The organism is Bacteroidota bacterium (assembly GCA_017303905.1).
GTDB lineage: Bacteria > Bacteroidota > Bacteroidia > B-17B0 > Aurantibacillaceae > JAHEYG01.
The window spans coordinates 1-15,940 of the sequence record JAFLBH010000004.1; the positions used below are offsets into that span (position 1 = coordinate 1).

Annotated in this window: 12 protein-coding genes; 9 read left to right on the plus strand and 3 right to left on the minus strand. The window is 36.1% G+C overall.

Translation table 11 applies throughout. From position 1 onward, the window contains the following. Positions 1-515: 515 nt before the first annotated feature. From J0L69_13285 to J0L69_13305, 5 genes are all read left to right on the plus strand, one after another. Positions 516-1,823, plus strand: coding sequence for a glycosyltransferase family 4 protein (locus tag J0L69_13285; protein MBN8694161.1), 1,308 nt, complete (start codon positions 516-518; stop codon positions 1,821-1,823). 24 nt (positions 1,824-1,847) lie between these two features. Further along, complete coding sequence (locus J0L69_13290) at positions 1,848-2,561, plus strand: YebC/PmpR family DNA-binding transcriptional regulator (protein ID MBN8694162.1); 714 nt, start codon at positions 1,848-1,850, stop codon at positions 2,559-2,561. An 11-nt stretch (positions 2,562-2,572) separates the two neighbouring features. Further along, complete coding sequence (gene recJ, locus J0L69_13295; protein MBN8694163.1) at positions 2,573-4,279, plus strand: single-stranded-DNA-specific exonuclease RecJ; 1,707 nt, start codon at positions 2,573-2,575, stop codon at positions 4,277-4,279. Positions 4,280-4,305: 26 nt separating this feature from the next. After that, on the plus strand, positions 4,306-4,467 hold the full coding sequence (locus J0L69_13300; protein MBN8694164.1) for a hypothetical protein: 162 nt from the start codon (positions 4,306-4,308) through the stop codon (positions 4,465-4,467). A 185-nt stretch (positions 4,468-4,652) separates the two neighbouring features. Continuing rightward, on the plus strand, positions 4,653-4,868 hold the full coding sequence (locus tag J0L69_13305; GenBank protein ID MBN8694165.1) for a hypothetical protein: 216 nt from the start codon (positions 4,653-4,655) through the stop codon (positions 4,866-4,868). 310 nt (positions 4,869-5,178) lie between these two features. On the opposite strand, the gene J0L69_13310 is transcribed toward J0L69_13305, so the two are convergent. Further along, on the minus strand, positions 5,179-5,448 hold the full coding sequence (locus J0L69_13310) for a hypothetical protein (GenBank protein ID MBN8694166.1): 270 nt from the start codon (positions 5,446-5,448) through the stop codon (positions 5,179-5,181). Between the two features lie 386 nt (positions 5,449-5,834). On the opposite strand from J0L69_13310, the gene J0L69_13315 reads away from it, so the two are divergent. From J0L69_13315 to J0L69_13325, 3 genes are all read left to right on the plus strand, one after another. Further along, positions 5,835-7,781 (plus strand): histidine kinase, encoded by a 1,947-nt coding sequence (locus tag J0L69_13315; protein MBN8694167.1) that lies wholly within the window; start codon positions 5,835-5,837, stop codon positions 7,779-7,781. Next, positions 7,781-8,533, plus strand: a complete 753-nt coding sequence (locus J0L69_13320) for a response regulator transcription factor (protein ID MBN8694168.1) — start codon at positions 7,781-7,783, stop codon at positions 8,531-8,533. The genes J0L69_13315 and J0L69_13320 overlap by 1 nt, the downstream gene beginning before the upstream one ends. Before the next feature lie 118 nt (positions 8,534-8,651). Further along, a complete protein-coding gene (locus J0L69_13325) occupies positions 8,652-11,429 on the plus strand; it encodes a T9SS type A sorting domain-containing protein (protein ID MBN8694169.1) in 2,778 nt (925 codons plus the stop codon). 252 nt (positions 11,430-11,681) lie between these two features. Here the strand turns inward: J0L69_13325 and J0L69_13330 are convergent, their stop codons facing one another. Beyond that, positions 11,682-12,794, minus strand: coding sequence for a Fic family protein (locus J0L69_13330; GenBank protein ID MBN8694170.1), 1,113 nt, complete (start codon positions 12,792-12,794; stop codon positions 11,682-11,684). A gap of 351 nt (positions 12,795-13,145) precedes the next feature. After that, on the minus strand, positions 13,146-14,360 hold the full coding sequence (locus J0L69_13335) for an NAD(P)/FAD-dependent oxidoreductase (GenBank protein MBN8694171.1): 1,215 nt from the start codon (positions 14,358-14,360) through the stop codon (positions 13,146-13,148). Between the two features lie 368 nt (positions 14,361-14,728). On the opposite strand from J0L69_13335, the gene J0L69_13340 reads away from it, so the two are divergent. Further along, the gene (locus J0L69_13340; protein MBN8694172.1) at positions 14,729-15,847 is read left to right on the plus strand and encodes an SPFH domain-containing protein; all 1,119 of its coding nucleotides are present in this window, start codon (positions 14,729-14,731) and stop codon (positions 15,845-15,847) included. Positions 15,848-15,940 lie beyond the last annotated feature (93 nt).

Below are 15,940 nucleotides of genomic sequence, written 5' to 3' on the forward strand. Positions count from 1 at the left end.
ATGTCTAAACACAATCCCTCAAGGGTATGATGAATCAGTTTCTCAACTAATATCATCTTCATGTGATAATCGTTTCTTCAACAAATTACCTGCTACATTTTTGGCAATCATTTCCTTCAATGAACGTAATATCTTAAAACCGAGCTATTTAAACTAAAACTCCAGACTATTCATCCGGCTTTAGTTCTCATTTCTCAGCATTTCAATCAACTTTCCCATAAATTGGGGCTGCAAAAGTAATAACAACTTTAACAATCTCCAAATATTTCGATAAAATTTATTCTTTTTTCTTTCTCCTCTATCTCTAACAATGAGCCTCAGCTCATTACATTTTATCAATACTTAACTCAAAAAACGGGACGGCAAAGATACATACTTTCGAAGCTCTTTTCCAAATATTTGTTGATAATTTCCTGATTCGTTTGATATCTAGTTGTTTATGAGACCTAAAATATCTAAAACTTTAGGTTCCCTCTGCAAAAAACCAAATAATATCTTTAGTTTTAAAGCTCCTAATGAAGCGTGTTCTCATCATAACTTATTATTGGCCTCCAAGTGGTGGTGCAGGCGTACAACGATGGCTAAAGTTCGTAAAATACTTACGGGAATTTGGTTGGGAACCCATCGTTTATACTGCTGAAAATGCAGAAATGCCTGTGATTGACGCTTCGCTTGAAAAAGATATCCCCAATAACATTACTGTTTTAAAAACTAAAATTTGGGAACCGTATAGTTTTTACAAAACTTTCATTGGTAAAAAGCAAAATGAAAAAATAAATGCTTCCTTTCTGTCAGAAAACAAAAAGCCCAGTATAACGGAGAAAATTTCAGTATGGATCAGAGGTAATTTTTTTATTCCCGATGCACGTAAATTCTGGATTAATCCCTCTGTAAAATACTTAAACGATTATCTGAAAAAGAATCCTGTGGATGCCATCATATCTACTGGTCCGCCCCATTCGATGCACCTCATAGCTTTGGGTGTAAAAAAGAATTTTCCTTCCATAAAATGGGTGGCTGACTTTCGCGATCCATGGACCAATATCGATTTCTATAAAGAATTAATGCTTTCTTCTTCGTCCGACAAAAAACATAAACGTCTCGAAAAAGAAGTGCTTAAAAACGCTGATTCTATTATCAGTATTGGTAACGGCATGAATGAAGAGTTTAAAACCATTCTTGGTTCAAATCCCGAAAAATTTACGGTTATCACTAATGGTTTTGATGAAGATGATTTGTATAAAGGATCTATCGAAACCGATAAAAAATTCTCCATTGCACACATTGGTACCCTCGTAAAAAGCCGCAATCCGGAGACTTTATGGAAGGTTTTAAAATCATTGTGCGAAATTAATTCCGACTTTAAAAACAATCTCGAAATTAAATTGGTGGGGAAAGTGGATTATTATGTAATGGAACGCCTGAAACATTATCAACTCGATTCGTTTATCCGTAAAATCGATTACCTGCCACACAATGAAGTGATAAAAGAACAACAAAAAAGCAAAGTGCTTTTGCTTCTTGTCAATAATACACCAAACGCTAAAAGCATATTAACCGGAAAAATTTTCGAATACCTTGCGGCTAATGTGCCAATTCTTGCTATCGGACCAACTGACGGCGATTTAGCAGCGATATTGAAACAAACACAAAGCGGACTCATCTCCGACTTTAACGATGAAAATTTATTAAAAGAAAATATTCTTAAAATTTTCTCGGGACAGAATATAACACCGGATAAAAAAGCAATTTCACAGTATTCAAGAAAGGAATTAACACGTACTTTAAGTTCACTCTTGGAGAAACTTTGTAACAAAAATTAATACTTTTGTAAAAAATAAGAACTCATGGGAAGGATATTTGAAAAACGAAAAGCAACCATGTTTAAACGCTACGCTAAAATGGCAAAAGCGTTTACCAAACTTGGAAAAGATATAGCAATGGCCGTTAAGGCTGGCGGACCACACCCCGAAAGTAATCCGCGCTTGCGTATGATTATGCAAAATGCTAAGGCTATTAACATGCCAAAAGCTAATATTGACGGGGCTATCAAACGCGCTTCAGAAAAAGATTCGGCGAACTATGAAGAAGTTATTTACGAAGGATACGCACCACACGGAGTTCCTGTTTTAGTGGAATGCAGTACCGATAATCCTACCCGCACGGTAGCGAGTTTACGTATGTATTTTAACCGCGCTGAAGGCGCTTTGGGAACTTCCGGCTCTGTAAGCTTTATGTTCGACCGTAAGGTGATGTTTAAAGTAGATTCCACAGGCTTGGATAAGGATACTACCGAATTAGATTTAATTGATTTCGGTGCCGAAGAATTAAACTGGGATGATGAAAATCATGAGTTAGTGATTCAAACTGCATTTACCGATTTTGGTAAAATGCAAAGCGCTTTAGAAGAGAAAAAATACATTGTAAAAGAATCTTCTAAGGTTTTTATTCCAACTACCACCACCGAATTAAGCCCCGAGCAGGAAGCTGAAGTTATGGCCATGATTGAGAAGGTGGAAGATGATGATGATGTTGTTGCTGTTTACCATAACATAGCTTAATACCCTGCCCTTTGAAAAAAAACTGGAAGATTAAAGATAATAGCAATGAGGAAACCGTTAGGAATTTGAAAGAAATCCTGAACGTCGACCGTATCATTGCTTCTCTCTTATTCCAGCGAAAAATATCAGGCTTCGACGAGGCAAAAAGTTTTTTCCGTCCCGATTTAAACGAACTACATGATCCGTTTTTGATGCGCGACATGGACAAAGCCATCGAACGCATTCAAAAAGCCATCAACAATAACGAACGTATTTTAATTTTTGGTGATTACGATGTTGACGGCACCACCTCTGTTGCGCTTGTTTACAGTTTCTTCAGAAAAATCACTACAAATCTCGGTTATTATATTCCCGATCGTTACAAAGAAGGCTATGGCATTTCCTTTAAAGGAATTGATTACGCTGCCGACAATGATTTCAGTTTAATTATCGCGCTCGATTGCGGTATTAAAGCCATTGATAAAATCAATTACGCCAATGAAAAAGGTGTAGATTTTATTATTTGTGATCATCACCTTCCGGGAGATGAATTACCAAAAGCACATGCGGTGCTCGATCCAAAACGAAACGATTGTCAATACCCTTACAAAGAGCTTTCCGGTTGCGGAATCGGGTTTAAATTAATTCAAGCGTATTGCCAAAAAAGCAATATTGCATTTGAGGAGTGTTTAAATTATTTAGACCTAGTTGCTACCAGCATTGCTGCCGATATCGTTCCTATAACCGGAGAAAACCGCATTTTGGCGTATTATGGTTTGGAGAAAATGAACTCCAATCCTCGTCCTGGAATTAAAGCGCTTATCGACTCCAATAAAATAACAAAAGTCTTAACGATTACGACCCTTGTTTTTATTGTGGGACCAAGAATAAATGCGGCAGGGCGATTGGAACACGGCTCTAAATCGGTTGAACTTTTAATAAGTGAAACTGAAGAAGAGGCCAACGAAATTGCTAAAAGCATCAATAACACCAATTCGCAGCGTAAAGATTTAGACCAAGGCACTACCATGGAAGCGCAGGTGATTCTGGAAAATGATCCGATGACCGAATTTAAAAAATCAACCGTGTTATTTAATCCGGGTTGGCATAAAGGTGTGATTGGAATTGTAGCCTCGCGTTTAATTGAAAAATATTACAAGCCTACCATTGTTTTAACCGAATCAGAAGGGAAAGCGACAGGCTCAGCACGCAGTGTGAAAGATTTTGATGTGTATGCCGCCATTGAGCAATGCAGCGATTTATTAGAGCAGTTTGGCGGACATAAATTTGCTGCGGGATTAACCATGAAGAAAGAAAATGTGCCTGCCTTTCAGGAAAAATTTGAACGTATAGTTGCCGGAAGTATTTTACCTGAGCAATTGATTCCTATTGTAGATATTGACATTGAAATTGAATTGCAGGAAATCAGTGAAAAAACCACACGCATATTACGTCAGTTTGCACCACACGGACCAGAAAACATGACGCCACTTTTTATGGCGAGAAATGTGTTGGATACAGGTTGGGGAAAAGTTGTAGGACAAAATCATTTGAAGCTTGAATTATTTCAAAGTGTAAATCCCAATGTACGCTTTCAGGCAATTGCCTATGATAAAGGAGACTTCTTAAGTTTCTTCCAGAAAAAAACACCGGTAGATATTGTATTTAAAATCCAGGATAACGAATTCAGAGGGGTTGTAAGTACTCAGTTAGTAATTGAGGAAATAAGAGTGAGTTAGGATTTTTGTTTGATGTTTGATGTTTGATGTCGCGAGGCGAAGCTCGTGATGGCGAGTGTTACCTCGCCATTTCTTGTTTTGTGTTAATCATTAAAGATAGCTTATTTTACCTTAAAAACAGTCCAACACTCAGTGTTCTCTGTTTCTCTGTGGTGAACATCAACAAACATATTACACTTAATATTTAACTCTTAATATAAAACACTAAACATATAACATTAAATAAAAAATGGTTAAGGATGCTTCTCATTTAGAATTTGTGATTCATTTAACACCATTACAATTATTTATTTCTTGTTTCACTTTAATTATTAATTGAGGGGTTAGAAATCTACGGTAGACCGCAGATTGGCATTCAGAAAAACCGGAGGAATTGATTATATTTGAGTTAATGAATGAGTTAAAAGAATGGAACACAGGTTCGATTCCCGTACGGGCTACTACAGATAAATTTAATAGTCATTTTATGAATGATTATTTAGCGGGTAAGCTAAAAGCAAAAGAAACAAACGACTTGTTCAGCACTAAAGAAAAGAACGAAACCGCACCACTAGTTTTCTCCATGCTAAATTTTTATCCCAATTTCTGAATAAAAATCTACGATAGACCGTAGATTACTAATGATAATTGTCCAATCATTGTATAATAGTAGGTTTAGTTATTATTTAAAAGGTTAATTTGAATTAATTCGAATACCCTTTGTTATGATAGGTATTTATGATAATTTATCCGCATTAATGCAGATAAATATGAATTAAGGCCAATCCTATGGAATTATAGTAAAATCGATAATTCCAGAGGATTTAGATCCTGAAAATCCAGCAAAAATCAGTATAAATCCGGATTATAATGTTTCGCTTTTGCATCAACAAACAAACACCTACATCTATCCCTTTTAATTAAGCCTTATTTGTTCTAAAGTATTTTTTTACGTTCTTATATATCCGACTATTTTCTTTTGCCTGGGATAAATTTAATTCGTTTGGCCTTCTTCCGATTTGCCATGTTTTATCAAAACGAAACTCAATAGCTTGTATAACTTTCATTTTGTCATTTACTTTAGCTTTAATTTCAATTAGCACATTGTCTTTTCCTAATTTTTTGAAAAGTTCCTTTTCAGCACAAGTATATCCAACTGAATCGGTTTTCGGTTTTGTTTTTTTTACCATATAATGAAGTTAAACCTTTAACGCTTTTTCTAAGCACTTGTTTATAAATTAATTTATAAAGAATGGCTAAACAAGTTACTATTCAAGATTTTCGATTTACATAAAAAGCTAAAGACTCACATTTATTCCTGTATCCTAAAGTAGATCTTTTAAAGTCATTTAAAAAAATAAATGATAAATAACGTTTTTAATTACTCATAAAATAGAAAAAAATAACCTTTAACTGCTTTTAACCCATCCCCTCTTCCATAACTAATAATTTACAATTAAAGGTTCTGTTATAGGTTCGATCAGGAACTCCTCATCAGTACAAAAAAAACATACGCCAGTACATTATAGAACTAAACTTTGAATATTAATTTAAAATTTAGTATTTTCAATTTTCTATGCGTAGAATCCTACACATAATATTAGTTATTTCCTTTTTCAATAATATTATTGCTCAAAACAATATAGATAGCCTTATAAAAATACTTCCAACTTTAAAAGAAGACACAAACAAGGTTAATGTACTCAAACAGATCAGTGTTAAAACCGTTTTCGGTGATCCTGCAAAAGGACTTATATACGGAGAAAAATCACTTGACCTTGCGAAAAAAATAAATTGGAAAAAAGGAATTGCCCTTGGTTATTCGTGTATTGGCGATGCTTACGAAAATCAAGGAAACAACGCTAAAGCATTGGAGCTCCGTTTAATTGAAGTAAAATTGTGGGAAGAATTAGACGACAAAAAATCACTGAGTGGAACATTAGGAAATATTGGTGTTTCTTACAGTAACCTTAGTGATAATCTCAATGCACTAAAATACTATACCGCTGCACTTAAAGTTGCGGAAAATATAGGATACAAAAAAGTAATTACCAATATGCTGATTAACATCGCCACTGTTTTCCAAGATCAGAAAAATTACAAAAAAGCAAAAGAATATTTTAATAAAGCTCTTCCACTTGCAATCGAAAGAAATGCCAAAAATTCTATTTCCATAATAAAAACTAATCTTGGTGTGATCAGTGTAGAAGAAAAAGAATTTGCCTTGGGTAAAACTTATTATTTTGAAGCTTTAAGCCTTGCCAAGGAGTTAGATAGAAAAATGTTTCAGGCTTTTATCTTGGCCAATATCGCTCAGGCTTATGCTTTACAAGGAGATTCCGCTTTATCAAAGAACAATATTGAGTATTCAAATAAAAAATTTAACGAAGCGATTGAATATCATGAAATGGCAAAAAGAGTAGCAAAAGAAATTGAACTTTATAATCTTATTGCGGGAATAGAAGGAAGTATTTGTGACATTTATACAAAACAAAAGAAATACAACAATGCGTTCAGTCATTTAAAGATTGCTGAAAAACTTGCGAATGAAACGAATTCAGCAAATGAAATAAAACTCAATCACGAGAGGTATTATAGACTTTACAAACTCACTAATAAACATGATTTAGCTCTAATGCATTTTGAAAAATTAATCCTGTTAAAGGATAGTGCAAAAATTGAAGTAGATAAAAAAGACCTGCTTGAGTTGCAGATAAAATTTGAGACCGAAAAAAAAGAAGCTGAAATCAAATCACTGACACAATCTAACAATATTTTATTGCTCTCTGCTACAAACAAAAAATACTTGATCTACGGTCTATCGATTATCTTAATACTTTTAGTAGGAATCGGCTTATTAGTCTTCAATCAATTCAAATTAAGATTAAAACAGGAAACAATGAAACTGGAACAAAAATTATTGCGTACTCAAATGAACCCCCATTTTCTATTTAACTCTATCACAAGCATACAAAATTTTATTTATGAACATCAGCCAAAAGAAGCTGGCGATTATCTTTCACGATTTGCATGGTTGATGAGATTGATATTGGAAAATTCTGCAAATGAATATATAAGTCTTGACAAAGAGATTGAAACGTTGGAATATTATCTTTCATTACAAAAATTAAGAATGAATGATAATCTAGATTACTCTATTGAAGTTGATTCTGATATCCAAACCAGTCAAATATCTTTGCCCCCAATGCTAACACAACCATTTATTGAAAACGCAATTGAACATGGTTTCAGAGGCATCAAAGAAACAGGAATAATTAAAATTCATTTTGCGATAAATAAAGATGTTTTACAAATTAAAATAATTGATAATGGAATCGGAATTGCTAGTGCTCAGCAACAAAAAGAACTTTACCATTCACACAAGTCAATGGCTATGCAAATTACGCAGGAACGTTTGAAACTTCTAAACAGATCGAAGAATAAAAAAATGATCTTTGAAATTAAAGAAATTGAACGTGAAGAAAAAAAAGGAACTGAAGTTATATTTTCAATACCTATCTAGTGGGGAAGCTACAGATCATATTAGTTGATGATGAAAAAAGAGTAAGAAATTCTTTACGCAAAGTTTTGCAATTAAATTATCCCGAAGCAGACATCATTGCCGAAGCTGATAACATTGCTGATGCCGAGAGTTTTATACGTACACTAAAGCCGGATGTTGTACTTTTAGATATAAAAATGCCGGGAGGAACAGGTTTTGAACTTCTAAACAAATTATTCCCTTTACAATTCAAAGTTATCTTCATCACTGCATTTAATGAATTTGCGATCAAAGCTTTTAAATATAGTGCCATTGACTATCTCATGAAGCCTGTCATTGCTAACGAATTAATAGAGTCGCTCAACAAAGCCAAACAAAAAATAAATACCGAAGAAGAGAATATCAAATTAAAAACATTGATCGAAAATCTCGGCTTCAAAAACAAAAAGATTGTTCTTAATACGCATGAAGCAACTCATATTGTCAGTTTGAATGAAATAATCCGATGCGAAGCGGAAAGAAATTATACATATTTCTATCTCCTTGATAAAAAACCAATATTAATGTCAGGAGGATTAAAGGAATACGACGGCTTGCTAAGTCCTGATGGTTTTATCAGATGCCATCACTCGCATTTGGTGAACCTGAGTTTTGTATCCAAACTAGATAAGAAACAAGGAGGTGTTTTAATTCTCAAAGATGGTTCTCATGTTCCTGTATCGAGCCGTAAATACGCCGAATTATCAGAGGCAATCAATAGTTTTAACAGCTAACTGTACAAAAAACACTTACTGCGGTACATTTTATCAAAAAGTAGTTCTTTTTTGCTTTAATTTTGATTAGCCCTCTTTATCATTATTTAAACTAAATACAATGAAAAATAATTTTACTATGTCAAAGATTAGCCTAATCACAGTTACTCTTTTTTCAATATTAAAGATTAACTCACAAACTACCTTCCAGTGGGCCAAAAACATGGGTGGTCCTTCTGCTGATCGTGCATATGCAATAGCTACAGATGCATCAGGAAACGTATACACAACAGGATCTTTTCAGGGTACATCAGATTTCGATCCGGGCGTAGGAATATTTAATTTAACTTCAACAGGAAGTAACGACATTTTTATTTCAAAATTAGATGCTAATGGTAATTTTTTATGGGCAAAAACCATTGGTTCTGCAGGTTCAGATGTTGGTAAAGGAATAAATATTGATGGTACAGGAAATATTAATATAACTGGATCTTTCCAGGGTACTGTTGACTTTGACCCTAACACTGGTACTACTAATCTTACATCGTTTGGTAGTAATGATATATTTGTTCTAAAATTAAGCCCCGCCGGAAATTTAGTTTGGGCAAAAAATATGGGAGGATCCTCTGATGACGTAGGTTACTCTATTTCAGCAGACGCGTCCGGAAACGTATTTACCTCTGGTTATTTTATGAGCACTGCAGATTTTGACCCTGCAGGAACAACTTATGCCCTTAACGCATCCGGAGGAAATCAGGATGGATTCATTTCTAAATTGGATGCTTCCGGAAATTTTGTATGGGCAAAACAAATCAGAGGAACAGGAAGCAGCCAGCAGGTTTTTGTAAACAGCATTACCTTAGACGGTGCAGGAAATATTTGTGTTGGCGGAAGTTTTATTGGAACAGTTGATTTCGATCCTTCTGCGACTTCATCTACAATCACTGCATTGAATATGGATATTTACATTATTAAACTTGATGCTTCAGGTAATCTGATTTGGACAAAAACAATGGGCGGTGTTAGCGGCAGCAATACAGCAAATAAAGTTGCAGTAGATGCGGCTAATAACATTTATGCTACTGGATATTTTGATCAAACAACAGATTTTGACCCAAGTGTTTCTGCGTTTACAATGACATCCGCCGGTGCAATTGATACTTATGTTTTGAAATTAGATGCTTCCGGGAATTTTGTTTGGGCAAAAAGAATGGGAAGTTCGTCATCTGATGAAGGAAAATCAATAGTAATAAGTTCAGCTGGCGAAGTATATACAACCGGATATTATAGTAATAACGCTGATTTTGATCCTGGTGTAGGCACCTATACTCTTTCTACTATTGGTGGGACCGGTATTTTTATTTCAAAGCTTGATGCATCAGGAAATTTTGCTTTCGCAAATGGAATCGGTTATGCCGGAGCTTCTGGTTATGATATTTCAGTATCTCCTTTTTTTGATATTTATGCGACTGGAAACTTCAGTCAAATTACAGATTTCGATCCAAGCGCCGGAACTTATACGCTTAATTCAAACGGTGGTGGTGGAAGTGATGATGTTTTTGTATTAAAGCTCGGTCAAACTGCTTGCCCTACTTTCAGTGTGAACTCATCAACTTCAAGCTTCACCTTAATGTGCGCTATTACATCACAAACATTGAACGCAATTAATACTAATAGTACAGCTAGTGTTACATATACCTGGACAGCCCCATCCTCAGCAACAACCACCGGGTCAAGTTATGTAGTGACTTCAGCTGGCGTTTATACAGTTTCTGCATCAGCACCAAGCACAACTTGCATCGTTACACAAACATTAGCTATTATACAAACTACAGGTAATGTTGCTTTTACAATTAATACAACAGGTTCAACATGTAACAATAATGGAACAGCGACTGTAAGTGTTACGAGCGGTACCGCTCCTTTCACATATACATGGTCAACTGGAAGCAATACAACCACTGCTTCAAGTCTTGCGCCAGGTACATATAGTTTAACTGTAAAGGACGCTAATCAATGTACCAAAACAAATACATTTTCAGTGATCAATGCTGCTGCTTCATTCTCTTCAGTTCCTTTATGCTTTGTAACTGTAGATTCCCTTTCTCAATTTAATGTAATCACTTGGGAGAAAACTTTATTCCCAACTGCTGATAGTTTCTTTGTTTATCGTGAAACGTCATCTAATGTTTACCAGCTCATCAAAGCATTACCATATAGTGCATTCAGTCAGGTAACAGATACTTTCCGCACAATGTATTTTCCTAGTACCGGCGATCCGAACATAGGAACTTATCGTTATAAGTTAATGACAAGAGACAGTTGCGGCAATTATAGTACTTACAGCCCTTATCATAATACTATCTTCATTGTTAACACAAGTGGTACTTTCTCTTGGCCGCAACCTTATTCAATAGAGGGGCAAGCAAATCCTGTTTCTTCTTATGTTCTTGAAAGAGATAATTTGTCCAATGGGACATGGACAACCATTGGCAGTGTAGCCGGAACCCAATCCTTTGTTATTGATCCTGCCTATACAACGTATCAATCAACTGCTTCATGGCGCGTAAGAACACTATGGAGCATTACATGTACCCCGTCACAAAAATCTTCATCATTTAATAGCAAATCATATTCAAACCGTTTAAAATACAATACTATTGGAATTAAAGAAAACAGTTTAGATACATACTTTATCATTAGTCCAAACCCGAGCTCAGGTTTATTTAATATTCAAACTGCACTTCAGGATATTTATGATGTTATAGTTTACAACAACATTGGTCAACTTGTTAAACAAAACACAAATTTAAAAGGCAACTATACATTTGACCTTTTTGGCTTTGCTAAAGGAATTTATAGTATTGTAATAAAGACAAATGGCAATTACAAAACCATTAAGATAGTAATCGATTAATTTTTTTTAAATTTTAAAACCAAAGGCTGCCTTTGGAGCAGCCTTTGGTTTTAATCAATTACAAATTGTTTCACTTTGGCTTCACGTATCCCCTCTTCCATACCGGCTGAGAGTTCGAATCTCTCAGTCTCCGCACACCCTATCTCATTTTACAATAAATATATACAAATCTCCGCTTTTTCTGAATGCCAATCTTGAGTGTACCGTATATTTTTAACAATATCATACTAGAGCTTCTCAATTTTGAAAAAATTACCTCAAAACATAACTTGTACTTCTACCGCCGCCTTCTTCTTTGGTAAGTATTTTCTTGTGCATTAAATCGTTTATATCGCGCAGGGCCGTATCGGCGGAGCATTTATTTATTTTGGCCCATTTAGAGGAGGTTAACTTACCTTCAAAGCCATCAAATAATTTATTGATCATTAAACGCTGGCGTTCGTTAATGATGGTTTTTGTATGCTTATCCCAAAATTTAGTTTTATTCAACACATTTTGTAAGCGTTTGTCGGTAGTAGTTAAAGCGCGTTGCAAACAATTTAAATACCACATTAACCATGGCGTGATGTCTAAATTTCCTTTCTGTGTTTTCTCCAGCATTTCGTAATACGCTTTTCGCTCCACACGTATCTGCGCCGACATACTATAAAATCGTTGCGCGTCTTCATCGGCGCGCGTTAATTGCATATCGGCTATGGCGCGCGCGATGCGTCCGTTACCATCATCAAAAGGATGTATGCTTACAAACCACAAATGCGCTATGCCCGATTTTATAACGGGATCTAATTCGTTTTGTGTGTTAAACCATTTCAGGAACAAAGTCATTTCTTTATTTAAACGCTTCGCATCAGGTGCTTCATAATGTACTTTTTCTTTTCCCAGCGCACCCGAAACAACCTGCATTGGACCTAAATCATTATCACGCCAGGCACCCGTTTTAATTTTATGCATACCGCTTCTTCCGGAAGGAAACAAAGAGGCATGCCATGCAAATAAACGTTCTTTGGTAAGAGGTTTCTGGTATTTCTGCGTGGCATCCAGCATCATTTCCACTACACCCTCTACATCTCTGTCGGCGGGCACAAGTCCGACTATGTCCATTCCCAAACGACGCGCTATGGAAGAACGCACCTGATCGGAGTTGAGTATCTCACCTTCTATTTCGGTAGATTTAAGCACATCCATGGTAAGCGTTTGTAAAGTAGATTCGTTACGCATGGCAAAACCCAGCAATTCCATGTAGCCTTTTAGCCGACCTTGTTGGTGACGAACAGTGGTGAGTAATGGCAATAAGGTGTGGATGTCCCAGGTAAAATTGGGCCATTGTTTATTTTGATGGATATAAGGACTATATAATCTCCGCATTTATGCGGTAAATATACGGCGTATTCTCCGCATTTCCAAAATTATTCTCCGCATTTTTGCGGTGATTATAGTCGTTATTCTCCGCATTTACCAATGAAAAGTGATTATTTTATTTCCCGCAGATGGCGCAGATTAACGCAGATAATTTATGAATGAAAGCGAGGCTTTGTGGTTTCACGCAGAGACGCAGAGATGTGGTATCACACGGATTTATCCAACGTAACGCAATGAAGATGGAGACGTAAAGGCGCGGAGATTTTAATTTCCCGCTGATAGCGCAGATTAACGCAGATAACAAACTAAAACTCTGTGCTCTCTGGTTCTCAGTGGTGAAACACTAAACAAAACACATCAGCCCACCGAACTCGCAGCCACATACGCTGTACTCCAAGCATTCTGAAAATTAAAACCACCGGTAATTCCGTCGATATCTATTACCTCCCCGCAGAAATATAAATTGGGCATGATTTTACTTTGCATGGTCCTGAAATCAATTTCCTTTAAGTTGACGCCACCACTGGTAACAAATTCTTCTTTAAAGGTTGTTTTTCCACGCATTTGGTAACGGTCGGCACACAGCACCTGCGCTAATTTATTTTGTTGTTTTTTACCAAGCTCTATCCAGGGTTTCGTTAAAGCTAATTCGGCTCTCAGTAAAATATACTCCCACAACCGCTTCGGAATATCAAACAATGGCGCATTCACCATTAATGCTTTTGAAGCGGAATGCTTTTCAAATTCATTTTTCACTTGCTCCTCGCTTAAACTTCCTGTCCAATTAATTAAGATTCCCGCGTTATAATTCTTTTCGAAAAAGTCTTTTGCGGCGAAGGCTGAAAGTTTTAATACTGCCGGTCCACTAAATCCCCAATGCGTAATTAAAACCGGTCCCGTATATTGATGTTTGGTTGCTTCTACTCTCACCGTTGCATTCTTTACACTTAATCCCATCAACTCTGTAATGGCTTCGTTTTTCAGATTAATCGTAAATAAGCTTGGAATTAATTCGGAAATCGTGTGACCTGCTTTCTCAATAAAATTATAGTTCTTTTTTTGATTATGTCCGCCGCTGGAGCAAATCACCGCATCGCAGGTATAAGTTGTACGAATTGTAATTACTTGTATTTGGTCATTCTCGTGCTTAACTATATCCAACACCTCTTCTTCCAAATTAATTTTTACATTTAGTCGCTTCGCCTCATTTAAAAAACAATCGATGATCGTTTCAGAACTGTCAGTGACAGGGAACATTCTTCCGTCGGCTTCGGCTTTCAATTTCACGCCGCGTTTTTCAAACCAATCTATGGTATCCTGTACCGCAAAGCGACTAAAAACTTGTCTTAATTCTTTTGCCCCGCGCGGATAATTTTTCACTAATTCACTGGTCTCAAAAGTATGATTGGTAACATTACAGCGTCCACCTCCTGAAATCCGAACTTTCGATAATAACTTATTGCTTTTTTCAAGAATAATGACACGGTAATCGGGATGCATCTCTGCCACATTAATAGCCGCAAAAAAACCTGCTGCACCGCCTCCTATTACTATTATTTGCTTTGTAGCCATTTACATTGCAAATATGAGGATTATCATTGTTACTTTTTGTCTTAACACAAAAAGTAACCAAAAAAGTCAAGGCTGCATAGTATTTTGCTAAAATTAGAATTTATCAAGCCGGTGCTACTGAGCGCAAAGCGAAAGGCAACGTAGCACCTTCAGCACAGACCACGCGTTTGATAAATTCTATTTTTTTTACGCAAAATCCTATGAGGCCAATTCGGCAACTAACATCGTATTCAAAACCACCTCTTTATAAAATAAAGTTTAAGGCATTTTAACGAAAAGGGAATCGTAAAATTCTTTACATTTATACTAAAGTAGCCTGTATATAAAATAGAAACCAGACACTTTAGTATAAATTAAAAACTATAATCATGGGATTGTTTGATAAAATAAGAAATGAGTTCATTGATATTATCGAATGGACAGACAACACAAATGACACTTTGGTATGGAAATTTCCACGTTACCAAAATGAAATAAAAATGAACGCGAAGCTTACTGTTCGTGAGAGTCAGCAAGCTTTATTTTTAAATGAAGGTACGGTGGCCGATTTATTTCAGCCGGGTATGTATAATTTAACCACCCAAAACATGCCGATACTTACCACTTTAAAAGGTTGGAAGTATGGTTTTAACTCTCCATTTAAAGCGGATGTGTTTTTCTTTAACACTAAGCAATTCACCAATCAGAAATGGGGCACTAAAAACCCTGTTATGTTACGTGATGCTGAATTTGGTCCGTTAAGAATACGCGCTTTTGGTTCTTATGCTTTTAAATTAAATGATGCTGTTAAGTTTTATAAAGAGATAGCATCTACCAATGCTGAATTTACCGTTGATGAAATCAATGAGCAATTACGCAATTTAGCTGTATCACGCGGAATGGATGCCATTGCCGAAAGTAAAATTCCGGTGCTTGACATGGCGAGCAATTATGATGAAGTTTCTAAAATCATTCACGAAAAAATCAAACCTGAGTTTAACGAAATTGGTTTAGAGTTAACAAAATTCTTAATTGAAAACATTTCTTTACCTGCTGAAGTGGAAGCCATGTTGGACAAACGCAGCAGTATGGGAATTGTTGGTAATCTGGGCGCATTTAATCAGTTCCAGGCCGGTGTGAGTATGGAAAAAGCTGCCGAAAATTCTAACGGTGGTATCATGGGGGCAGGCATAGGTGCAGGTATGGGCTTCGGTATGGGCAATCAAATGGGCAACATGTATCAAAACAATCAGTTTAACGCGCAACAGGGCATGAATACGAATACCCCTCCTCCTATTACACCGCCGCCGATTGTTCAATTTCATGTGGCTGTAAACGGTCAGCAAACAGGCCCGTTTAATTTGCAACAATTGCAAGCAATGGCTCAGCAAGGACAATTAACCAAACAAAGTTTAGTTTGGAAAGCAGGCATGACAGGCTGGTTAGCAGCAGAAACACAGCCGGAGTTAGCGGCTTTGTTTAATAATGTTCCGCCACCGATTGTATAATGACAAGTTCTTGTCTGGCGTTTCGTTTCGACAAGCTCGACGACCGGACTTTCATTCAACAAAAAAAGCCTGCAATACATTTGCAGGCTTTTT

Coding starts and splice junctions, on each gene's coding strand:
- J0L69_13285 (MBN8694161.1), top strand. CDS start 516: ATGAAGCGTGTTCTCATCATAACTTATTATTGGCCTCCAAGTGGTGGT.
- J0L69_13290 (MBN8694162.1), top strand. CDS start 1,848: ATGGGAAGGATATTTGAAAAACGAAAAGCAACCATGTTTAAACGCTAC.
- J0L69_13300 (MBN8694164.1), top strand. CDS start 4,306: ATGTCGCGAGGCGAAGCTCGTGATGGCGAGTGTTACCTCGCCATTTCT.
- J0L69_13310 (MBN8694166.1), bottom strand. CDS start 5,448: ATGGTAAAAAAAACAAAACCGAAAACCGATTCAGTTGGATATACTTGT.
- J0L69_13315 (MBN8694167.1), top strand. CDS start 5,835: ATGCGTAGAATCCTACACATAATATTAGTTATTTCCTTTTTCAATAAT.
- J0L69_13325 (MBN8694169.1), top strand. CDS start 8,652: ATGTCAAAGATTAGCCTAATCACAGTTACTCTTTTTTCAATATTAAAG.
- J0L69_13330 (MBN8694170.1), bottom strand. CDS start 12,794: ATGCGGAGATTATATAGTCCTTATATCCATCAAAATAAACAATGGCCC.
- J0L69_13335 (MBN8694171.1), bottom strand. CDS start 14,360: ATGGCTACAAAGCAAATAATAGTAATAGGAGGCGGTGCAGCAGGTTTT.
- J0L69_13340 (MBN8694172.1), top strand. CDS start 14,729: ATGGGATTGTTTGATAAAATAAGAAATGAGTTCATTGATATTATCGAA.